This is a genomic window from Pseudarthrobacter sp. SL88, from assembly GCF_026672455.1.
In the GTDB taxonomy this organism is placed as follows: Bacteria; Actinomycetota; Actinomycetes; order Actinomycetales; family Micrococcaceae; genus Arthrobacter.
Window position 1 is genome coordinate 3,604,594 of the sequence record NZ_JAPPRD010000001.1, and the last position, 22,149, is coordinate 3,626,742.

Sequence of the window (22,149 nt, forward strand, 5' to 3'; positions counted from 1 at the left end):
CTGGGGTGGTCCTCCGCTACTTTCGTCCCAGGAGCCTTTTGGCAGCAAGGAGCCGGCCGTGTCCTCCCGCCACGCCTTCCGCCCAACGGCCGCTGCCGCGGCCACGCACACCGGTGGCTCCCCGCGTGGCGCGTACCGGTACCGGGGAACACCGCAGCCGGACCCTGCCGCCGCCAGGATTGGCGAGATCCGGGACCTTTTGGAGCAGCAGCGGCGGATGATTTCCCTCCGGTCCAGCCGGCTGCGGGCCCTGTTCTCCGAGCTCAACGAACGCGTGGCACAGGCCGTCTGCGACGGCGTGAAGGTCACCACCATCGCACGGGCTGCGGGCGTGCCGGTCACCGCGGTCCGCGGCATCGGGCTGGGCCGGGACGGGCTGTACCCCTCGGGCCTGCCGGCCGAGGACCAGCTGCGCACCATTGCCGGGATCGCGGACGAGGTGTCCGCCGTTGAAGCGGCGCGTGCCGCCGTCGAACGCCACCGTGTCCAGGTGCTGGCGGACGCGAGGAAACAGCGCCTGCTGGACGATTACCAGCTCGCCTCCGTGAGCGGCCTGAAGCACGACGAAATCCGCAAGATGACCAGGGGCGTGAACACCCGGCCGGAAGGCTGACCGGCCGCAGGCACGGAAGGGAATATTGTGGCCCCGGCCCGGCGTTGTTGCCCTGTTCGGAAGAATCTGTCCAGAAGAATCAGTCGGGAGGAATCCCGTCGGACAAACCTGCCAGGTGGTTCCGGATTTCACCAGCCAGAGAGGAGAACGCACTAATGGCAGTTGACTACGACGCTCCACGGGTGACGCCGGAAGACGAACCGAACGTTGCCATCGAGGAGCTGAAGGCCGACAAGCCGGGACGCCGGGAGGCGGCTCCCGATGTGGACGAGACTGACCTTGCGGACAGCTTTGAACTCCCCGGAGCCGATCTGTCCCACGAGGAACTGCAGGTCCAGGTTGTCCCGGTCCAGGCGGACGAGTTCACCTGCATGTCCTGCTTCCTGGTCCATCACCGCAGCCAGCTGGCACGGGAAAAGGACGGGAAGAAGTACTGCAGGGAATGCGAGTCCTGAGCGGCCATGCGGAGGCGGCGGACGGCCGCTTCCGCCCGGACCGGTGAGCCCGCCCATGACGGAAAGCCCTTTCCAAGGCTTGCCGGTCCTGATTGAATGAAGCACGCCAACCTTCCTTTAATCAACAGAACGGCTTTCACAGTGCGCATCAATGACAACGGGGCATGGTGCTGGTTCCAGGACGAACGCGCCCTCATCGATCCGGCCAACAACACCCTCCTGGTGGGTTCCGTCGCCGCTCCGGAAGGGCCCGGCGGTGCTGACCGCGGCGGCAACATCGAGGTAGCGGTGCTTGACCCCGCCACGGGGCACAGCCAGGTCCATGTGCTGCACGAACGGCTGGAATCCGATGACCATAACGCCCCGGCACTGCTGATCCGGCCGGACGGCAGATACGTGGCGATGTACGCCAGGCACAAGACGGACAACTACTCCCGCTGGCGCGTATCCGTCCGGCCGCATGACGCCTCCGAATGGGAGCCCGAGCAGGTCTTCGACTGGACCGAGCTGGCGGACGGCCGCGGCGCCACCTACTCCAACCTGCACCGCCTGGACGCCGAATCCCGCGTCTACAACTTTGTCCGCGCCGTCAACGACGATCCCACCATGCTGGCCGACGACGACGGCAGCACCTGGCGCTACGGCGGCAAGCTCTTCACCCGCCCCAAGGTTGGCTACGTCAACGGCTACACCCGCTACTGGGGCAACGGCGTGGACCGGATCGACCTCATCACCACGGACCACCACCCCCGCGACTTCAACAACAGCATCTACCACGGCTTCATCCGGGACGATGCGCTGCACGACGCAGAAGGCCGGGTGGCCAGCAAGCCGCTTCTGGGCTCCGCGGGCGTCAACCAGGACACCCTCACCACCGTCTTCCGGGCCGGTACCGAGATCGACGGCGACGTCCTCACCCACGCCTGGACAGCAGACCTGCGGGGGCAGGGCAACCAGCTGGCGGCCATCATCAGCTGCCGGGCCAACGACGTCAACGGGCCGCTCCAGCGTCAGCAACGGCTCGACGTCGACGACCACCGGCTGCTGTACGCGCGCTTCGACGGAACAGAGTGGGCCCTGCACCCGCTGGCCGTGGCCGGCCCGGGCCTGCTCCCCCATGAGCAGGACTACACCGGACTTGGCGCCGTGGATCCCAACAACCTGGACCAGGTCTACATCTCCACGCCGGTCCACCCCGGCACCGGCGAAGCCACTGACCACTACGAGATCTACCGGGGACAGACGTCCGCTGGCGGCGCCAGCTGGAGCTGGAGCGCAGTGACCGGGGGCTCCCACTCCGACAACCTCCGCCCCCTGGTGGTTCCCGGCGACCCCTCCGTCCACGCCGTGCTGTGGTTCCGCGGCAGCATGGCCTCTTCCCAGGCCTACACCGCCGAGGTAGTGGGACAGGTGAGCCGCCCGGAAGCGGGCGACGGGACCAACCCGCAGCCGCCCAGCTGACCGATTGTGATCGAACCGCCATTAATCGGTTGACCGCACAGAGGGGCCCGCAAAGAATGGTTGAAACGATATTCCTTACAGACCGGGGAGACCCTTGCATTACCTTCCAGAGGGCCGCCCGGTCCTGACCGTTTCCACCCTGGGCGCCCCCGGCGAAGGGCTCGGCACCGTGCTGGGCTGGCTGGCCGGGCAAGGGGTGTCAGGCGTTGAACTGCGGCTTGCCCCGGGCCAGATCGCAGCGCCGGCGATGACCCGGCAGGACCGTGCCCGCCTCCGCTCGGAGGTGGCGGACGCCGGCGTGGCCATCACCGGGCTGGCCAGCTACATCCGGGTGGCGGACCCGGCGCCGGACGAACTCGTGGTGGGCGCCCTTGAGGCCGCGCTGTTCCTGGCCGCGGACCTCGGAGCACCCACGGTCCGGGTCTTTCCCGGTGCCCCCACGGCGCCCGCGGACTACCAGCAGGTTCCCGTGACAACGGCGGCCCGGCACGAAGTCAACGCCCTCGCCGCCCGGCGCCTCACCGCCGTCGGCCGCCTTGCCGAAGAACTGGACGTGTTTCCGGCGCTGGAAACCCACGACTCCCACCCCCGCGGACGGGACATTGCCGAGATCCTGGGCCAGGCGGAGGGAAGGGTGGGTGCCGTGTGGGACCTGATGCACCCCTGGCGTGTGGGCGAAAGCCTCGAGGATACGTGGAACATCCTGGCGCCCTGGCTCACCAACGGCCTGGGCAGCGTCCAGGTCAAGGACGCCGGGCTGCCGGACAGCCGGACCCCGGTGCCGATCGGGGATGGCACCCTGCCCGTGGACGGATTCGCGCAGCTCCTCAAGGACCACGGCTACACCGGACTGCTGTGCCTGGAATGGGAGAAGGCGTGGCACCCCGATGCTGTCCGGCTGGACGCCGCCCTCGCATCCACCAAGGCCTGGTACCTGCGCCACTGGCCGGACCGCCAGCAGCCCGTTTCAGCCCAAGACACCGTTGTGGAGACACCGTGAACGCCCAGCCGGACCTCAGTTTCGACTATTCCCCCTGGACCTTCCGGGCCAATGCGTCCGCCGCTCAGCGTGAGGCGCAGCTGGAACGGCAGCGGGCCCTGGCCGGCAAGGGCGGCATCACTATCGGCGAAGGGGCCTACGTTTCCGCGCTGGCCATGGTGGACCCGGACAGCCTGGCCCTGGGGGACGAATCGCTCATTGCCGCCCACGCGTACCTCACCGGGGATCTTCGGATCGGCAGCAACTGCACGGTGAACGCCTTCACCGTGGTGCGCGGCACCGTCAGCATGGGCGACGGCGTCCGCATCGGCGCGCACACCTCCATTCTGGGATTCAACCACTCCATGGAGCCGTCCGCACCGGTGTTCCGGCAGCCGCTCACCAGCAAGGGCATTGTCTTCGGCGACGACGTCTGGATCGGCTCCAACGCGGTGGTGCTCGACGGCGTCACAGTGGGTTCCCACGCAGTCCTCGCCGCCGGTGCCGTGGTCACCAAGGACGTGCCCGACTGGGCGGTGGTGGGCGGCAATCCCGCACGGTTTATCCGCGACAGGAGGAGTCCGCGCAAACCTGCCGGCAGCGGCGACGGGATCCTGCGGGAACGGCTGGCATCCTTCGCAGCAACGGCCCGGGCCGACGCCACGGAGATCATCGCCCGCTCGTGGCAGCAGGAGGCGTCCGGCGCCGGCGGCTTCGGTGAGGGCCGGTACGTGGACCGTCCGGGTGCAGCGGCAACGGTCCGGGCCCACTGCGACGCGGTCGAAATCGCGGATCTCCTGCTCCGCACCACTCCCCCGCAGCTCAGCAGGGACGCGCACGCGGACCGGCTCCGGTCGCTGCAGGATCCACGGACGGGCCTGGTGCCCGAGTACGGCCCCGACGGGCTGCCGGACGCCGGTGAACCGGCTTTCGGGCGCGGGGAGGCCACGTACCATGTGCTGTCCGTGGGTTACGCCCTCGATCTGCTGGGAAGCGGATTCAAGCACCCCATCCACGCGGTGGCCGGGACCGGGCCTGCGGATCTGGCCGCCCGGCTGAACGCCCTGCCATGGCGGAAGGAAGCCTGGGAATCCGGTGCCTGGGTGGATGCCTGGGGAACTGCGGAGTATTGGAACCTGGCACACGCAGCGGACGCCAACCGCGGGAGCACCGGCACCCTGGAGGCCCTGTTCGGCTGGCTCCTGACCCGGGTCAACAGCGCCGCTGGGACCTGGGGAACCCCTTCCGCCGATACCCGGCTCAAGGTGGTCAACGGCTATTACCGGCTCACCCGCGGCACCTTCGCCCAATTCGGATTGCCGGTCCCCCACCCGGAACAACTGATCGACACCGTCCTGGAGCACGGGGCGGATCCCCGGTACTTCGCGGACAGCCGGCAGAACGCGTGCAACGTGCTCGACGTCGTCCATCCGCTCTGGCTCGCGCGGAAACAGGTGACGCACCGGGAGGCCGATATCAAGGCCTGGGCCGCAACCCAGCTGGACCACGCCCTCAGCCAGTGGCACCCCGGGCAGGGCATGGCCTTCAGCGCGGCACCGGAAAGCGGCCAGCAGAGCCTCCCCGGCCTGCAGGGCACCGAGATGTGGCTCAGCATTATCTGGTACCTGGCGGACCTGCTGGGACACTCGGAGGCCCTGGGCTACCGCCCCCGCGGCGTGCACCGGCCGGAACCGGCTTTCCTGCTCCCCACGCTGTAGCTGCGGGCCGGCAGCGGGTTGTTCATTGAATGAAAAGTCGGACTGACGCGCGGCAGGCAGTCCGTCATGCTGGTGGGGACTCACACTCCGGCCGTGCCGGGCGACCCGAAAGAAGGAACCGATGTCCCTCAGCGTGGAGGAAATGAACAAGCAACTGCCGGTGGCCAATGCGCTGCCGGGTGAGGCCGTCCCGTACTACATGGCCTCCGGCGAGGGCGCACGCTACGAGCTCAACGGGCAGCTGGTCACGGTCATCGCCCGGGCTGCGGACACCGGCGGCATCTTCAGCGCCGCCTACATTTCCGGCGGCATGGGCGCCGAATCCCCGTTCGTCACCCACAGCATCGAGCACAAGACCCTGTACGTTTTCGACGGCATCCTGCACGTCTGGCTGCCCGGCGAGAGCCGCATCCTGACCCCCGGCGATTCGGTGGTCATCCCGCCGAACACGCCGCACGCCTACCGCATGGCCAGCCACTACACCCGGTTCCTGAACTGGATGACGCCCGGCGGCGGCGAGGCCTACTACGAGCGGGTGGGCACGCCCATCGATTCGCACGTCCCGCCGGTCCGCGCCGGCCGGTCCGCGGGCCTGCAGGAGCAGGCCGAGGTGGGTGCCGAGTTCGGCATCAGCTTCCCGGACGTGGAGCGTGTCACCCCCACGTTCAAGCACGACGCCGGCCTCCCCGCCACCCAGAGCCCCTACTTCCTCAGTGCCCACGAGGGTGAGCGCCTGGCCAGCTACCAGACAATGTTCACCTACCTGTCCCGCCCGGCCAACACCGGATCCAACTACTTCGCCGTGCACACCAAGGGCGCCAAGTCGCCCTACATCCCACTGCACTTCCACTCCGAACACACCGAGAACTTCCTCTGCACCGAGGGCCGGATGTGGCTGTACGCCAACGGCCGCGAAATGCTGCTGACCAAGGGCGACTTCGTCCACGCCCCGGCCGGCACCATCCACTCGTTCGCGTTCGACTCGCACAACACGCAGATGGTGGGGTTCCTGACGCCGTCGGTCTTCAATGGCTTCTTTGAGTACTTCAACAAGCCCACCGAGGACTACATGTACACCGAAGGCGGGACGCCCTACATGGACATGGAAGGCTTCGGCCGGGCCCAGGCGGAGATGGACCTGACCGTCGTCGGACCCCCGCCGCAGCGCCGCGCAGCCCTCGACATCCCCTAAATCCAGCCCACCAAAAACCCGAAGGCAGAAGGCCCGGACTTCCGAAAGGAAATCCGGGCCTTCTGCTGTTCACAGACCATCCGCAATGACCGGGTACTGGTCAGGAAGTTGCCTGCCTGGCCAGTTCGCGGCCGTAGTCGTTGCCGTTGGGGGTGCGGACCACGGTGTGCATGTGGAACGGGGCAGGTTCATCGTTGCTGAGGAACACGCCGGTGTGGTGGTCCAGTTCCAGCACCACCACCGGGCTCTGCACGCGGAAGTAGAACGCCTCGTCCCCCTCCCAGCCGCCGATCCAGCTGAAGTACGTCTCGCTGTAGTGCTCCTGGATTTCCCGACGGCGGGCGGCGCGGGGTCCGTCCGGAAGGTAGCCGATGAAGTCGTCCACCACGGCGTCCAGGAGTCCGCGGGCTTCCGCGGGCATGTCCGCCACCAGGATGCCCTCGTACGGGATCACCCGGTTGTCCTGGAAGCAGCCGCCCAGGTGGCGCTCGTCGCCGGGGTGGATGCGGCCCTCAGGCATTGCCGGGTCCACCATGGAGCCGTAGGACACGACGCTGGAACGAACGTCCGCGGGCAGCGCACCCATCAGCTGCCGGGCCAGGGCGATGCGCTCCTTGAAGAGCTTCACGCCCCGGTGCGGGCCGGCGTCGATCATGTCCGGCTCGGCGCCCATGAACACCGGCGAAATCACCAGCTGGGTGCCTGCCACCAGGCAGTTCAGCGCCGCGTGGTGGCCGAACAGCTGCCACCCCCACGGTTCCGTTTCGGACGGCTGCCCGTAGAGGGCAAAGTTGTAGCTGAATTCGTTCATGAGCAGCGGCAGTTCCACCAGGTCGCCCAGGAAGCCGTTGATGCGCATCAGGTTCCGGACCAGCTCAAACCCTTCCCCGGACAGGCTCGCCTCCACAACCCCAAGGATCGCGTCCCGGACCGGCCCGTCCAGCTCGTCCAGGCGCAGCCCGGTGTCGTGCTGCATGAACTCGGGGTTGGCCCAGCTCTGCCACTCGGGTGCGTTCACGGCGTACGAGAGCTTTTCCGCCTGTTCCGGTGTGAGGGTGCCCAGGAGCTTGCGCGCGGCGGCCACCATGACCGCCGTCGGCGCTTCCTCCCCCGGCCGGGCGGGTGCAAGCGGAAACAGGCCTTCCCGTCGGACGCCGTCGTTGGTGACGCCCGTGAACGGCTGCGGGTAGAGCTTCTGCCAGCCCTCGATCATCGGGCCCGCGAAGGAGTCGGTCTTCGCAGCTTCGGCGTATTCGCGGGCGTTCAGGCCGCGGATCTCCGCGACGCGCGGATGGTCCGGGGCAAACAGGTAATCACGGAATGACGGCGTCGACACGGGTGCTCCTCGCTGGAAATTCTGGTGCTGGAAAGTCGGCTGCTGGGATTTCTGTGACCGGCAGGTGTGCCGTCCCACTGGCCGCGGCTTCTTGCGGCAAACCGGGAAGCCGGCCCGCCGCAACGGACAGCGCGGCCGCGGCGGCCGTGGCTGAATTGCCCCGCCACGCCACGTGCTGGTCTGGCCGGACCAGCACGGCGTCGGCGCCCCACAGTTCGGAAAGGCGGGTGCCGTTGCCGGAAGGGCCGACGGCGGCGACGGTCACCGGAATGCCCTGCCGGGCCGCTGCTTCCACTACCGGCGCAAAAGCCTCATCCGCCGGCACCCCGCCCAGCGCACCGGCGTCGGCCAGGAGCGTGAACCCGGGGCCCAGAGCACTGTACAGGGAGAAGGACTCCGCCAGCCAGGCATGCGGCAGCAGTGCCCCCGGGCTGGCGGACGGGACGTAGTGGATGGGGTCCTCGGGCGGTACAGGCAGGCCGTCCGGCACCACCAGGGGCGAGCCGGTGTACGCATAACCCAGCACCAGCCCCAGGGAATCGAACTCGCTCTGCTTCACGGCCAACGCCTCGCGGGCCGTATGCCGCGCGGCGTCGCCGGCGGGCCCGGAGGCCGCCAGTTCCGGATCCGCGAAGTGGTAAGCCAGCGCCTTGCCGTTCCGTGCGGCGTCGCCGATGGTGCGGTCAGCCACCGGCCGGCGCTCCTGGCCGTAGCTGGCCAACAGCGCAGGACCGCCCCACCCGTTGATGGTTGCGGCCAGCTTCCAGGCCAGGTTGGCGGCGTCGCCGATGCAGGTGTTGAAGCCGTGGCCGCCCCACGGCGGGTTGAGGTGCGCGGCGTCGCCCACCAGGAAAATGGTGCCCCGGCTGTAGTGGGGGGCCAGCAGCATGCGGGCGGTCCACGGATCGGTGGCCAGCACCTCGATGTCCACCTCGGCGCCCACGAGCGCGCGGACCATGGCGCCCGCGTCCTCCGTGCTGACGGTAACGGACGGGTCCACGCCCTGTACGATGGCCCACCAGGTGCCGTCCAGGTCCATGGGCCCCACCATGCCGGACGTTCCCGAACCCACCACCCAGTACTGCACGGCCGGGTCCAGCGTGATGGCGGGGGCCAGCGACTCGGAGCGGAAGAGGATGCTGATGTTGGACAGCGCAGCGGAGCCACCCTCCAGGCGGATGCCCAGGCTGCGGCGGACGGCGGAGGACCCGCCATCGGCACCGATCACATATTCCGCGGCGATGGTGCGGGCGGCAGCGGACGTGCCGTTCGAAACAACTGCGGTGTGCGCCGCCCGGGCAGTGTCACCCGCCTCATGGACCTCGGTGACAGACCATCCGGTCACGAGTGTCACCAGCGGATGGCTGTCGACGGCGGCCCGGAGCACCTCCTCGAGGACCGGCTGCGGCACCTGCTGCCCGCCTTCCGGCTGCGGGCCGTAGCGGCCGGGAACCAGCTGGAAGGCGTTGCGGAACCGGCGCAGCTCGTGTGCGGCCGGGCCCGTCAGGCCGGTGCAGAAGATGACGTCCTGGGCGTAGTCCACCGGCAGCGGTGATGCGTCGCGGAGGGCTCCGGCCAGCCCCAGCCGGCGCAGGTGGGTCATGGTGCGGGCGTTGGTGGTCTTGGCCCGGGGCCGGGTGTGGTCCACGCCGGTGCGGGGTTCAACCACCGTGCTGGCCACGCCGCGGGAGGCGAGGTCAAGCGCCAGGAACAGTCCGCTGGGGCCGCCGCCGGCAATGAGGACCTGGACCTCATCGGGGATGTCCGCCGCATCCGTCATGGGAAAAGCGCGTGGGAAGGTGCCCTGCGAGGTGTCCATCAGGCACGGCTCCGCAGGGAAATGTCGCCCACGGGGGTGGTCAGGGTGCCGAGCTTCTCGATCTCCACCACCACTGTGTCACCGGGCTGCAGCAGCCACTGCGGGGTGCGGGCGTAGCCAACGCCTTCCGGGGTGCCGGTGGCGATGACGTCGCCCGGGTGCAGGGTGAAAGTCTGGCTGATGAGCGAGATGATGGCCGGCACGGAGAAGATCATGTCCCGGGTGTTGCCGTTCTGGGCTTCGATGCCGTTCACCAGGGTCCGGACCTGGAGCCCGTCGCGGAGATCGCCCACCTCGTCACGGCTGACCAGGTGGCCCAGGGGCCCGCTGAAGTCGCCGTTCTTGCCCAGCGTCCACTGCGAGGTCAGTTTCTGGGCCTTGCGGGAGGTGATGTCGTTGAAGGTGGAGTAGCCAAAGACGGCGTCCGCCGCGGTGGCCTCGTCCGCCGATTCGACCCGGCGGCCGATGTAGGCAGCCACTTCCCCCTCCCAGTCCAATCCGGCCTCGCCGGCCGGGACGGGAACCGGGACGTTGCCTACGGACAGGGACGCCGTCCAGCGGGCGAACAGGGTGGGGTACGGGGGCAGTTCCTGGTCCTTGAAGCTTCCTTCGGCCACGTGCGCCTTGTAGTTCAGGCCCACGCAGATGACCCGGGCCGCGGCGGGGACGAGCGGCACCTCGGTGACGCTGTCCCGCTCCAGCCAGGCGCCGGCGTCGGACGTTTCCTTACCCTCCGCACCGGCATGGGACGCGGCGGCGGCAACCAGTGTGCTTGCCTTGTCCTGCCATCCCTCCGGGTCGGCCCAGAAGTCGGTGACGGTGGCCAGCGGGAGGACGTGCCGTCCGGCAAGGGCTGCCGCCCAGGGTTCGCCGTTGTGGTTGATGCCGATGAACTGCATGAGGTGGCCTTTCAGGTCTGGCGGCCGGGCAATCGGGCCGCCCGGGCGTGGTGGAAAATCAGTGCTCCGACTGGCGGCGGAGGAAATCAAGGGTTGCGGCGGTAGCCGTTTCGGCGGCCGCACTGCTGCCATCCGGGGTGGACCACATATGGTCCGCGCCGTCCAGCAGGAGAAGTTCGACGGCGGCGCCCGCGTCTTCCAGCGCCCCGGCAAGGGCGGTGGACTGGGCCGCCGGGACGAACCTGTCGTCCGTTCCGTGGATGAGGAGGAAGGCCGGTGCACCCGTATGCACGTAGGTGAGGGGGCTGGCGGCCGTTGCCTTGTCCGGGGCGTCGGCGGGCCGGGCGCCGATGAGCAGGGCTTCCCGGGAACCCGGGTCGTCGGCGCTGGCAACGGCATCGGGCCGGGCCTGGGCACCCATCCGCACCAGGTCGGTGGGCGGATACCAGGCCACCACCGCGGCGACGCCGTCAGCGGTCCCGGTGCCGCCGTCATCGGCAAACGCGGCTGACCCGGCGGTCAGGCCAACCAGGCTGGCGAGGTGTCCGCCCGCGGAGTCGCCCCACGCGTAGATGCGCCCGGGGTCCACGTCGTAATCGGCGGCGTGCGCCCGGACCCAGCGGACCGCTGCCTTGGCGTCATGCAGCTGGGCGGGAAATGTGGCGGTATCCGTGAGCCGGTAGTCGGCGGAGGCCACCACGAAGCCGGCGTCCACCAGCTGTTCAATGGGGCTGAGTCCAAAACTGTCCACGGTGGGCCCCAGCGAGGAACGCTCCCCCGTCCGCCAGCCGCCGCCGTGGAAGTGAACCACCGCGGGGCGCGGGGCGCCCGAAGCGGGGCCCCGGGCGGGATCCGCCGCCGGGAGGTAGAGGTCCAGCAGCAGCGGCGCTCCGCCACCGGGGCGGGCGAACTCAATCCCCCGAAGGATCCGCCCCGCCGTCGTCGTTGACTCCATGTGTACCGCGCCGTTCTGTCCCGTGATGATCCTGTGGTGGCTGCCTGACAAGCCCGGTGTGGGCTGCGTCATGAATCAACTGTGGGGTATCGGGAAGCCGCACGGCGCGGCCGGTTTCACTGAATGAAAAGGCTTGCCGATCCCGGCCGGTAGTGCCTGGCCAGCTTCGCGAGTCCTTCATCCAGCGACACCGCAGGAGTCCAGTCCAGGAGCTCCCGGGTGCGGCGCTGGTCGAACCAGTGGGCGGTGGACAGCTGCTCGGCGAGGAACCTGGTCATCGGCGGCTCTTCCGTGCGTCCGGCCCACAGCCACAGCCTTTCCACCACGGCCCCCACGCTCCGGGCCACGGCTCCGGGAACGGCCCACGACGGCGCCGCGACACCGCCCGCGGCGCAAATGCCGGCCAGGAGTTCACCCACCGGGCGGGGCTCGCCGTTGCTGACCACCACCGCCTGGCCGTGGACGTGCTCCATGCGTTCCAGCGCGGCCACCATGGCGGACGCAGCGTTGTCCACGTAGGTGGTGTCGATCAGGGCCGCTCCGGCGTCCAGCAAGGGCAGGCGGCCGACGGCGGCGCGCGCCAGGACGCGCTCCACCAGTTGGGTGTCGCCCGGGCCCCAGACGATGTGCGGGCGCACAGCGGCCACCCGGAAGCCCGGGGAATCAGCGGCCAGGGCCAGCAGTTCGGCGGCTCCCTTGGTGCGTGCGTAGTCGCCGTGGGCGTGCTCCGGGTCTGCCGGGCCCGCTCCCAGCCCCACGATGGCGGCGCCGGAATTCGCCACGGACGGGGACGAAACGAACACGAAGTCCGGAACGCCCGCCGCCCGGGCGGCGTCCAGGAGCCGGCGGGTGCCCTCGATGTTCACCTCGTCGAACTCCGCCGCGCGTCCGGTGAAGGAGACCTTCGCGGCCAGGTGGATGACGCCGTCCTGGCCCCGGACGGCGTCCTTCAGCACCCCGGCATCGGTGATGGACCCGCAGAGGTCCGTGGCGCCGTCGACCCCCGACGGGCGCCGCTGCAGCGTGGTGACGGTGTGGCCCTCGCGGACCAGGAACCGCGCAACGGCGCCGCCGAGCATGCCGCTGGCGCCGGTGACCAGGACCTTCATGGCTTCCCCGGCCGGCCGCCGGCCAGCACGCGCGTTGCCCAGCGCGAAAGGCGTGTCCTGTCGATTTTGGCGTTATGCCGGATGTCGGTGGGCTGTGCGGGAACGGCCAGCACCGCGGAGATTTCGACGCCGGCCGTGCGGGCTGCTGCACGGACGCTTGCCGCGAGTGCCGGTTCAGCCGGTCCCGCGGTGCGCGTTGGAGGCACGGTCTCGACGACGGCCACCACGGCCTGCGTACCGGACGGACCCACGCCCGTGACGGCGGCCAGCCGGACACCCTCCAGCCGTTCGATGGCCTGCTCGGCACCCACGGGGGTTACTGCGGCGCCGGGTGCGGTCACCACGTGCGCGAGGCGGCCTTCCACCCAGAGCCTCCCGGCGGCGTCGAAATGCCCCACGTCCCCGGTGCGGTGCCAGCCGGGCAGGCCGGCGCTTTCCCGCTGGGTCAGCCAGAGCCTGTCGTACGAGTCCTTGACGTGCGGGGCGCTGACCAGGATTTCACCTGTCACGCCGGTGTCCGTCACCGGGCTGGTTCCGGACGCGGTGCCGTCCGCCGCGAGCGGGATGATGGCCAGGCGTGCTCCGTGGACGGGTTTGCCGACGCACACGCCGTTGCCGCCGCCCTGGAGGTGTCCGGCCGCTGTTTCGGCGTCCGCTTCCCTGATCTGTTCCAGGCTGATGTCCGTGACCGGCAGGGCTTCCGTCATCCCATAAGGGGTGTGCAGCGAGGCGGCGGGGGCCATCTGCTGGACCTCTGCCAGGAGCGGTTCGGGGACGGGGGCTCCAGCGGAGAGCAGCAGCTCAACGCGGGCCAGCGCCTTCAGCCCCGCCTCATCGAGGTCTTCCCGGGTGGCAACGACATTGCGGAGCGCCGCCGGCGAGGCAAACACCACCGTCGCGTTGATGGCCCTGGCAGCGTCGGCCAGCGCGCGGGCTGTCAGCGTTCGGGGCGCCGTCACGTCCATGGCCGGTGTGACGGACACAGCGCCCAGCGCCGGGCCCAGGAGGGCGAAGGGAGCGAAGCCGGCAACCAGGTTGGACCCTGTCCGGATGCCGAAGGTGCTGGCCACGGTGTCCCGCATCGCGGCCAGCTGCCGGTGCGTGTAGAGCACGCCCTTGGCCGGCCCGGTGGAGCCCGAGGTGAACAGCACGGCGGCGGGGGCGTCGGGGTCGGCAGCACCGGCGGGCTGTGCGGCACCGGTTCCGGCGCCGGGCCGGGTCAGTTCCGCGAGGGAGGTGTCGGCGCCGAGGAGGCGGCGGCGCGCCGCCGGGAGGGTGCCCACGCTGATCCGACGGCCGGGCCAGCCAAGGGCGGCGGCCGCTGCCAGGGCCTTGTCGATGCCGATGATGAAGTCCGGGGTGGCGCCTTTCACGGCGCGGCTCAGGCCCTTGGTTCCCAGTCCGGCATCGGCCACCACCACCACGGCGCCAAGGCGCAGGCAGGCGTAGAGGGCCACCGTGAGGTCCACCCCGGGCGGCACCATGAGGCTGATCCTGCTGCCGCGCTCTACTCCGGCTTTCGCCAGCCCGGCAGCGAGGTCCACGATTTTCTGTTCCAGCTGCTGCCAGCTGAGCGACCGGGCTGCCGTGCCGTCCGGGGCCATCTCCACGACGGCGGACCCGGTGCCTGCGGGCCCTGCGGCCTGTTCGCCGAGCAGGGTCCAGAGGGGCCGGAATTCAGCGGTCTCGGGCGCAACCGGGCTGGCTGGTGTGCCCACAACATCAGCTGGGGCGCCCGAAGTGTCAGCGTCGGCGCCAGAATCAGCGGCGGCCGGGACAGCACCTTTCAAGACGGCACCGCCCGGGGCAGCACCCTCCCGGCCGGCAAGCCACTCAAACACCGGCGAGGCAATGTCCCGGTCTTCCGCCACAAGGTGTCCCGCGCCCTCGAAGCGGTGCACCTTGGCGTGCGGAAGCCTGCCGATGAGGTCTTTGAGGTAGCGGTCGGAAAAGATGGGATCGCGGGGTCCCCACAACATCAGGGCCGGGACTGTCAGCCCGCGCAGCCCTTCCGCCACGCCGGCCAGCGCCGCAAAGCTGGGATGGAATTCGTCCACCGGGATGTCGGCCACGAAGTTGCCCACGCCGGCCCGCCGGCTGGCACCCCGGTAGGGGGCCATGTAGGCGGACTTGATGTCCGCGGCAAGCGGTGGGTGGGCCAGCGAATGGGTGACCCGCAGGAAGGCGTCCGAGGTGACCGTTCCCCACTGGTGCACGGCGGGGTGCAGGGCCAGCCGGAGCGCCGGCGGAATTTTGGATGTGTACGGCTGGTGGACGGCCGTGTTGGTCAGGACCACCCCGGCGAGCTGGTCCGGGTGTGCCAGTGCCCAGCCCAGGCTGATGACCCCGCCCCAGTCGTGTCCCACGGTGACCACGGGACCGTCCAGTCCCAGCGCCGTGGTGAGGTCGGCCAGGTCGTTGATGCGGTCGGCGAGGCGCCGGAACGTGCCGGTGCGTTCCGAAAACCCCATGTCCAGCTGGTCCACCGCCACCACGCGCCACGGTTGGGCGGGATTGGACCCGGCGGCAAGCAGCGTGCGCCAAAGATAGGACCAGGTGGGGTTGCCGTGCACGCACAGCAGGGTGCCTGCAGGTGTCAGCCCCCGGGCCTCGAGCTGGGCGCCGTTATCCAGGATGTGCCAGTTGCGGACCGTTCCGGGCTCATCCGCACCGGAGGTGGAGGGCACGGCAAGTTCGCGGGACCACGCGGGGTCCACTCCGGGCCAGGCGGCGGCTACCAAACGATTTCAATCATGGCGGTGTTCAGGCCTGAGCCCACTCCCATGCACAGGACGCGGTCCCCGGCTTCGAGGGACTGGGATTCGGCGGCAAGGGTCATGGGCAGCGAAGCCGGTCCCACGTTGCCCCAGTGCGGGAACGTGATGGGCACCTTGGCCGGGTCCAGGTCGATGGCATCAATGATGGCCTGGGTGTAGGCGTTGCTCACCTGGTGCGTGACGTACCGGTCCATGGCGGCCCAGTCCCACTCCGGCTGCGCCTCGTGCCAGGCGTCCACCACGAGCTGCAGGCCGCCGTCGAGCAGTCCTTTGGTGTCAGTGGACATGCCGTCGATGCCGCCCACGCACAGTTCGTGGTGTTCGGTACCGGCCCGCATCACCCCGCCCACCAGCCGGTGCGCGCCGGGGTGTCCGTCTGCCGGGCCCAGGACGGCCGCGGCAGCGCCGGAGCCCAGGGTGAGGGTGGCAAACTCGCGGTTGAAGTCCTCGCGGGTGGTTTCGGGCCGCTGCAGCCGGGCGAGCGTCGCTTCCTGCGTGGCTTCAGCGTCCTCGGCGTTGACGATCACGGCGTATTTGATCTGGCCGGAGTCGATCATGTTGGCCGCGAGGGTCAGGCCGTTCACGAACCCGAGGCAGGCGTTGGCGAGGTCGAAGTTCATGGCCGACGACGGGAGGCCCAGTCCGTGATGGATCTTCACCGCAACGGACGGCTCCAGGTTGCGGCGGGTCACCGAGGTGTTGATCAGCAGGCCAACCTCGGACGCTTCCACGCCGGCCTCGGCAAGGGCCTTGGCTCCTGCCTCGATGGCGGCGTCATCAAACGATGTGCCGGCCGCCCACCAGCGGCGGTGCGTGATCCCGGCGACGCGCTCCAGGAGCCGGGGCGGGAATTTCAGCCGCTGCAGTGTCGATGCCAGCCGGCGGTCGAAGTCAACGGAACTCACGATCCTTGGAGCTTCGACGCTGCTCACCGAGAGCAGCGCGGTGTTGGTGTGCCGGAAGGTTGCATTACCTGCCAATTCAAGCCCCTGTTCGTTTCTGTCCTGCGGTGTCTATTACCCACCGGCGCAGGAGCTTAACTATGCAGGCAAGTGCCCCGTCGTGCACATTTATTCCCGGTCACTGCGTTGCCGGGGTGTCCTGGAGGGGGCGGCGGGCCAGCCAAGCTGCCACTATGGCGCCTGAGATATTGTGCCACAGCGAGAAAACGGCGGACGGCAGCGCGGCCAGCGGGCTGAAGTGTGCCGTGGCCAAAGTGGCGGCCAGCCCGGAGTTCTGCATGCCGACTTCGAAGGCCAGCGCACGGCGGGCCTTGTCATCCAGGCGGCCCAGTTTTCCGGCGAGGTAGCCCAGTCCCAGGCCGAATCCGTTGTGCAGGACCACGGCCAGGAACACGATGCCGCCGGCGGCCACGATCTTGCTGGCGCTGCCGGCCACCACGATGGCCACGATGAGGGAGATCACAACGGCGGATGCCCACGGCAGTGCCGGCAGCACCTTATCCACGAGCTTCTTGAGGAACAGGCGGGCCAGCAGCCCCGCGACCACCGGGAGGAGGACCGTGTTGAGGATGTCCACCACCATGCTGCCGGCGTCGATGTTCAGGTAGGAACCCGCCAGGAACAGCACGAGCAGCGGGGTGACGATGGGTGCGATCAGGGTGGACACGGAGGCCACCGCCACGGAGAGGGCAACATCACCCTTGGCGAGGAAGGCCATGACATTGGACGCGGTGCCGGACGGGGCACAGCCCACCAGGATCAGGCCGACGGCAAGCTCCGGCTCCAGGTTCAGTGCCTGCGCGATGAGCCAGCCGGCGCCGGGCATGATCACGTAGTGCGCCACGATGCCGAGCGCCACAGCCCAGGGCCGCTTTGCCACAGCGGCGAAGTCGGGCGGGGTCAGGGTGAGGCCCATGCAGAACATGATGATGCCCAGCAGGAAAGGCACGGCGACCCCCATGGGCTTGAAGGTCCCGGGGATCAAGTACCCCGCAATACCTGCGGCCACCACGAGGAGCGGGAAGACCGTCACGGCGACGCGGGCAATCCTGCTTTCCGCTGCCAGTGCCGGATTAAGTGGTTCGCCCTCAGGGGACTTCTGCGATTTGGTTGCCTCAAGCATCTAACAATGCTGTCACCGACTGGTATGGTTCCGCCAATTGATGACCGCCGCCCGTAACCGGCCACCGCCAAACCTTCGGGCCTACCGCTGCGTGGTCCCACCGGCCGTGGCTTCGAGCAGGGCAAGTTCTGCCCGTGTCGGCAGCCCTTCCCAATCCCCTGCCGTGCTCACGGCGAAAGCACCCATCAGGGCGCCGCGGTGCAGGCGGCCAGCCACGTCCCCGCCGTCGAGCAGGGCTGACAGGTAGCCCGCGGTGAACGCGTCACCGGCGCCAACGGTGTCAATGCCAGTCACGGGAACCGCGGCGGCTTCCCGGTTGCCGTCCGCGGTGTGGACGCCGGCACCGGCGGCACCGCGCTTGACCACCACCTCCCGGACGCCCAGGTCCAGGAGCTGCGCTGCCATGGCGGGCTCGGCGGCGGTTCCCGCCGCCGAAGGCGCCGGAATCGCCAGGTCCAGTTCGTCGTCGGACGCGATCAGGATGGTGGCGTGGCGGGCCAGCGGCGCCAGGACGTCACGCGCCTGGTCCCGGGTCCACAGCTTGCTGCGGTAGTTCACGTCCAGCGAGACCACCATCCCCTCCCGGGCACCGCGCGCCGCCGCATGCTCCACGGCCAGCCGCGCATCCGGACTGAGCGCGGGAGTGATGCCGGTCAGGTGGAGGACCTGGGCTCCGGCGTCGAGGGCCTGGTCCACATCGTCACAGGAAATGGTTGATCCGGCCGAACCCGCGCGGTAGTAGAAGGCCCGGCTGACGTCAGCGGTGCGGTGTTCGAGGAACATGACGCCCGTGCTGCGGCCCGGGTGCACGCGGTGGTGCAGGTGGACCCCCTCGCCGCGGAGTTGTTTCAGGATGAACTCGCCGTGGGGGTCTGCGCCCAGTACGCCTGCCCATGCGGTCCGGTGGCCGAGCCGGGCGACGCCGATGGCGACGTTGGATTCCGCTCCCGCCACGTGCATGCCAAGGCTTCCGCCGGAGGCCAGCGGACCCGCAGAGCGCAGCGAGACCATCGACTCCCCGAAGGTCAGGAGGTCCACGGGAGGAAGTCCGACGGCGGGAGTCACCGCAGGATCTCCGCGGACCGGCCGTTGTACTCCCCGGCCAGGGCGAGGAATTTGCGGGCGCGTTCACGCATGCCCTCCAGGTCTCCACCGGAGGCCGCGTCCCCGAACAGGGGGCCGCCGAGGCCCACGGCCACGGCACCCGCATCCCAGTAGCCGGCCGCTTCGCCCAGGCCCACTCCCCCGACGGCGATGAAGGGTATGTCCGGGAAGGGGTCCCGGACGGCCTTGAGGTAGCCGGGGCCGCCGATGGAGGCCGGGAAAAGCTTCACAGCGGTGGCCCCGCGGTTCATGGCCTCCAAGGACTCGCTCGGGGTCAGCGCCCCGGCCAGTACGGGGATGCCGCGGCCGGCGGCTGCTTCGATGGACGGCGCAAGGGAAGGTGTCACGATGAACTGGCCGCCCGCGGCAACGACGTCGTCCACATCCTGCTTGCTCAGGACAGTCCCGGCGCCGACAAACGAGCCGGCGGGAGCAGCCGCACGCACTGAGGTGATCGCCTCCAGGGCGTCCGGCGTGGTCAGCGCGATCTCTACGTACTGGAAGCCTTCCTCCATCGCGGCCATGGCGGCGCGGGCGGCAGCACCGCCGTCGTTCCCGCGGACAATGGCGACGAGCCTGGTCCGCCGGATACCGGCCAGCACGGTGGCCGGCGTGACTCCGGCGTCGGTGGATTCTACGGGTTTCATGTGGTTCACCATTCTGCGAAGGAGCCGTCGGGGTGGCGCCACACGGGTCCGCGCCAGGCGTGACCGCGCTTGTCGGCTGCCCTCACCACCGCCTCATCAATTTCGATGCCCAGGCCGGGCCCGGTCAGCCGCTCGATGTGGCCGTTGACGAACTTGAACGGCGACTTGTCCACCACGTAGTCCAGCACCTCCGCGCCGCGGTTGTAGTGAATGCCGATGCTTTGTTCCTGGATCAGGAAATTGGGGGTCGCAAACCCCACCTGCAGGCACGCGGCCAGCGCCAGCGGCCCCAGCGGGCAGTGCGGGGCAAGCTGGACATCGAACACCTCGGCCAGCGAGGCGATCTTCCGGACCTCGGTAATGCCCCCGGCATGTGAAAGGTCCGGCTGGGCAACGGCGATCCCCGCCTGGAGCGCGGGCAGGAACTCCTGCCTGTTGTACAGCCGTTCGCCGGTGGACACCGGCGTGGTGGTGGAGGAGGTGAACTCCCGCAACAGGTGGGTGTTCTCCGGAACCACCGGTTCTTCGAGGAAGAGCGGCCGGTAGGGTTCCAGCAGCGGCGCCACACGGCGGGCGTTGGCGAGGCTGAAGCGGCCGTGGAAGTCCACGGCAACGTCCCGGTGTTGGCCCAGTACCTCCCGGGCGGCCGCCACACGCTTCACGACGCCGTCGAGCTCGGCAACGGAGGCCACCGGGCTCATCCGTCCGCTGGCGTTCATCTTGACGGCGGTGAGGCCTACGTCCAGCTGGGCGCTGATCTGGTCCGCCACCTCGTTGGGTTCGTCGCCGCCCACCCACCCGTACATGCGGATCCGGTCGCGGACGTGGCCGCCCAGGAGCTGGTGGACAGGGGTGTTGAAGTGCTTGCCGGCAATGTCCCACAGCGCTTGGTCCAGCCCGGAAACCGCACTGGCCAGGATGGGTCCGCCGCGGTAGAACGAGCCCTTGGTCATCACCTGCCAGTGGTCCTCGATGCGCAGGGCATCGTTGCCGATGAGCAGTTCGGAGAGCTGTTCGACGGCGGTGCGCACCGTTTCGCTGCGGCCCTCGCAGGTGGCTTCGCCCCAGCCGACGATGCCGCTGTCCGTCTCCATCCGGACGAAGAGCCACCGTGGGGCGATGAGGAATGTTTCGATCCTGCTGATGAGTGTCATGCAGCCCCTAGCCTTTGGTTGCACCGGCGGTGAGGCCGGAAACGATGTACTTCTGCGTGAAGAGCGCAATGATCATGATGGGGATGGTGACCACGGTGGCGGCCGCCATCAGTCCGCCCCAGTCGATGCTGGCGTAGGACACGAAGTCGAAGATGGCCACGGGGAGTGTCTTGGTTTTCGCGCCGGAGAGCACCAGGGCGAACATGAAGTTGTTCCACGAGAAAATGAACGACAGGATTCCCGCGGTGGCCATGCCCGCCACGGACAACGGCAGCGTGATCCGGCGGAAGGCGCCGATGGGGGTCAGCCCGTCCACCTGCGCTGATTCCTCAAGCTCCAGCGGCAGGGAATCGAAGTAGCTCATCATGATGTAGACGATCAGCGGCAGGGCGACGAACATGTGGCTGAGGATGAGTACCTCGAACTTCCCCACCATCCGGAGGTTGGAGAAGACGTAGTACCAGGGCACCAGCAGCGATACGCCGGGGATGACCCGGGCCATGAGGACCACCAGGGCGGAACGGTGCATGGTGAACCGGCTCATGGCGTAGGCGGCAGGGACGCCCAGGACGATGGACAGCGCCGTGGACACGAAGGCCACCCAGAAGCTGTTGAAGATGAACACGAAGTAGTTGTTGCGCTGCAGCACGTTTGCATAGTTCTCCATGGTGGGAGAGAACAGCAGCGCCTTGCCGGTGTCGTAGATGTCCACGTTCGTTTTCAGGGACGCCAGCAGCATCCATGCCAGCGGCGCCAGGAGGAACAACACCACGAGCACGAGCGCGGCCACCCGGAACACCTTGTAGGCGCGGGTACCCAGCGGCTTCCGGCGGCGGTGGGCAGGCACCGGCGCGGAAGTGGCAGCGCCAGGGGTTTCATCGAGCACGGTCATTTGGTTACCGCCTTCTTGCGCATGGTCAGCAGCCACATGGTGCCGATGATGATCATGAAGAACAGGATCAGCACCGCGGAGGAAACCCCGTACTGGTTGTAGTCGAAGCTCAGGCCGTAGGCGTAGACGTTGAGCGTTTCCACCTCGTGGAACGAACCGCCGCCTTTGCCTTTGGTGGCGTAGAGGATGTCGAAGGTCTTGAGGGCATCGATGCCGCGCAGCAGGATGGCCACGATGACGGTGGGCATCATGAGCGGCAGCGTGATGTAGAAGAAGCGCTGGAAGGCGTTGGCACCGTCCACGCGGGCAGCCTCGTCCGGCTCGTCGGAGAGGGAGGTCAGGCCGGCCAGCAGGATCAGCACCACCATGGGGGTCCACTGCCAGATGTCCATGAAGATGGTGGTGCCCAGTGCCGTGTCCTGGCCGGAGAGCCAGGGCTGGGCGGGGATGCCCACCACGCCCAGGAGCTGGTTGGCGAAGCCGATGTTGGGATCGAAGATCAGACGCCACATCATGCCGACGGCCACCGGGGTGGCCACAAGGGGCAGCAGGATGGCCACCCGGACCCACTTTTCACCGCGGAACGGCCGCCAAAGGAGGAGGGCAATGCCCATTCCCAGCACCACTTCGAAGGCGAGTGCGACGCCGGTGAAGGCCAGGGTGCGGCCCACGGCGGGCCAGAACCGCTCGGTGTCCGTCAGGACGTCGATGTAGTTCTGGAATCCGATGAACTCGGTGGCCGCCCGGACGGAGCCCTGGGAGTCGGTGAGGCTCAGGTACAGGGTCCAGGCCAGGGGAAAGACGATGAGGATGCCGACGAAGAGCATCGCAGGGGCCGCGAAAAGCCACTTGCGGTGGGCATTGGCCCAGTCCGAGAACTTTTCCCGGGGACCGCTGGCACGGCCCGGACGGGCAGCACTGCGGGGAGGAGTCATGACAGACATGGTTCACCTA

At 68.9% G+C, this 22,149-nt stretch carries 19 protein-coding genes; 6 read left to right on the forward strand and 13 right to left on the reverse strand.

Annotation, left to right across the window (positions count from 1 at the left end):
- The first annotated feature begins 58 nt into the window (after positions 1 to 58).
- The 6 genes from OVA06_RS16295 to OVA06_RS16325 all read left to right on the forward strand — a co-directional run bounded on the left by OVA06_RS16295 (position 59) and on the right by OVA06_RS16325 (position 6,418).
- Complete coding sequence (locus OVA06_RS16295) at positions 59 to 613, forward strand: hypothetical protein (RefSeq protein ID WP_056082603.1); 555 nt, start codon at positions 59 to 61, stop codon at positions 611 to 613.
- Between the two features lie 155 nt (positions 614 to 768).
- On the forward strand, positions 769 to 1,068 hold the full coding sequence (locus OVA06_RS16300; RefSeq protein ID WP_056082606.1) for a DUF4193 domain-containing protein: 300 nt from the start codon (positions 769 to 771) through the stop codon (positions 1,066 to 1,068).
- Between the two features lie 96 nt (positions 1,069 to 1,164).
- Positions 1,165 to 2,529 (forward strand): BNR-4 repeat-containing protein, encoded by a 1,365-nt coding sequence (locus OVA06_RS16305; RefSeq protein WP_268159732.1) that lies wholly within the window; start codon positions 1,165 to 1,167, stop codon positions 2,527 to 2,529.
- Positions 2,530 to 2,623: 94 nt separating this feature from the next.
- Positions 2,624 to 3,529 carry a sugar phosphate isomerase/epimerase family protein gene (locus OVA06_RS16310; RefSeq protein ID WP_261618621.1) on the forward strand — a complete coding sequence of 302 codons (906 nt, stop codon included), beginning with the start codon at positions 2,624 to 2,626 and terminating at the stop codon, positions 3,527 to 3,529.
- Complete coding sequence (locus OVA06_RS19725; RefSeq protein ID WP_326493585.1) at positions 3,526 to 5,226, forward strand: acyltransferase; 1,701 nt, start codon at positions 3,526 to 3,528, stop codon at positions 5,224 to 5,226. Before OVA06_RS16310 ends, OVA06_RS19725 begins: the two co-directional genes overlap by 4 nt.
- A 121-nt stretch (positions 5,227 to 5,347) precedes the next feature.
- Entirely contained in the window at positions 5,348 to 6,418 is a 1,071-nt protein-coding gene (locus OVA06_RS16325) for a quercetin 2,3-dioxygenase (protein ID WP_268159733.1), read from the forward strand.
- 100 nt (positions 6,419 to 6,518) lie between these two features.
- Here the strand turns inward: OVA06_RS16325 and OVA06_RS16330 are convergent, their stop codons facing one another.
- The 13 genes from OVA06_RS16330 to OVA06_RS16390 all read right to left on the reverse strand — a co-directional run bounded on the left by OVA06_RS16330 (position 6,519) and on the right by OVA06_RS16390 (position 22,139).
- On the reverse strand, positions 6,519 to 7,754 hold the full coding sequence (locus OVA06_RS16330; RefSeq protein WP_268159734.1) for a DUF3500 domain-containing protein: 1,236 nt from the start codon (positions 7,752 to 7,754) through the stop codon (positions 6,519 to 6,521).
- Positions 7,732 to 9,573, reverse strand: a complete 1,842-nt coding sequence (locus OVA06_RS16335; RefSeq protein WP_268159735.1) for an FAD-dependent oxidoreductase — start codon at positions 9,571 to 9,573, stop codon at positions 7,732 to 7,734. The genes OVA06_RS16330 and OVA06_RS16335 overlap by 23 nt, the downstream gene beginning before the upstream one ends.
- A complete protein-coding gene (locus OVA06_RS16340; protein ID WP_268159736.1) occupies positions 9,573 to 10,472 on the reverse strand; it encodes a fumarylacetoacetate hydrolase family protein in 900 nt (299 codons plus the stop codon). Before OVA06_RS16340 ends, OVA06_RS16335 begins: the two co-directional genes overlap by 1 nt.
- Before the next feature lie 58 nt (positions 10,473 to 10,530).
- Positions 10,531 to 11,499, reverse strand: a complete 969-nt coding sequence (locus OVA06_RS16345) for an alpha/beta hydrolase (RefSeq protein ID WP_268159737.1) — start codon at positions 11,497 to 11,499, stop codon at positions 10,531 to 10,533.
- A gap of 44 nt (positions 11,500 to 11,543) precedes the next feature.
- Positions 11,544 to 12,536 carry an NAD-dependent epimerase/dehydratase family protein gene (locus OVA06_RS16350; protein ID WP_268159738.1) on the reverse strand — a complete coding sequence of 331 codons (993 nt, stop codon included), beginning with the start codon at positions 12,534 to 12,536 and terminating at the stop codon, positions 11,544 to 11,546.
- The gene (locus OVA06_RS16355; protein WP_268159740.1) at positions 12,533 to 15,277 is read right to left on the reverse strand and encodes an alpha/beta fold hydrolase; all 2,745 of its coding nucleotides are present in this window, start codon (positions 15,275 to 15,277) and stop codon (positions 12,533 to 12,535) included. The genes OVA06_RS16350 and OVA06_RS16355 overlap by 4 nt, the downstream gene beginning before the upstream one ends.
- Complete coding sequence (locus tag OVA06_RS16360) at positions 15,271 to 16,293, reverse strand: 3-oxoacyl-ACP synthase III (protein WP_268159742.1); 1,023 nt, start codon at positions 16,291 to 16,293, stop codon at positions 15,271 to 15,273. Before OVA06_RS16360 ends, OVA06_RS16355 begins: the two co-directional genes overlap by 7 nt.
- 100 nt (positions 16,294 to 16,393) lie before the next feature.
- Complete coding sequence (locus tag OVA06_RS16365) at positions 16,394 to 17,398, reverse strand: bile acid:sodium symporter family protein (protein ID WP_268159744.1); 1,005 nt, start codon at positions 17,396 to 17,398, stop codon at positions 16,394 to 16,396.
- A gap of 81 nt (positions 17,399 to 17,479) precedes the next feature.
- The gene (locus tag OVA06_RS16370) at positions 17,480 to 18,463 is read right to left on the reverse strand and encodes a sugar kinase (RefSeq protein ID WP_268159746.1); all 984 of its coding nucleotides are present in this window, start codon (positions 18,461 to 18,463) and stop codon (positions 17,480 to 17,482) included.
- A complete protein-coding gene (locus tag OVA06_RS16375; RefSeq protein WP_268159748.1) occupies positions 18,460 to 19,149 on the reverse strand; it encodes a bifunctional 4-hydroxy-2-oxoglutarate aldolase/2-dehydro-3-deoxy-phosphogluconate aldolase in 690 nt (229 codons plus the stop codon). Before OVA06_RS16375 ends, OVA06_RS16370 begins: the two co-directional genes overlap by 4 nt.
- A 5-nt stretch (positions 19,150 to 19,154) precedes the next feature.
- A complete protein-coding gene (gene dgoD, locus OVA06_RS16380) occupies positions 19,155 to 20,303 on the reverse strand; it encodes a galactonate dehydratase (protein ID WP_268159750.1) in 1,149 nt (382 codons plus the stop codon).
- Positions 20,304 to 20,310: 7 nt separating this feature from the next.
- Positions 20,311 to 21,195: a carbohydrate ABC transporter permease gene (locus OVA06_RS16385; RefSeq protein WP_056082651.1), complete on the reverse strand. Its 885-nt coding sequence runs from the start codon at positions 21,193 to 21,195 to the stop codon at positions 20,311 to 20,313.
- Positions 21,192 to 22,139 carry a carbohydrate ABC transporter permease gene (locus tag OVA06_RS16390; protein ID WP_268159753.1) on the reverse strand — a complete coding sequence of 316 codons (948 nt, stop codon included), beginning with the start codon at positions 22,137 to 22,139 and terminating at the stop codon, positions 21,192 to 21,194. The genes OVA06_RS16385 and OVA06_RS16390 overlap by 4 nt, the downstream gene beginning before the upstream one ends.
- Positions 22,140 to 22,149: the final 10 nt, after the last annotated feature.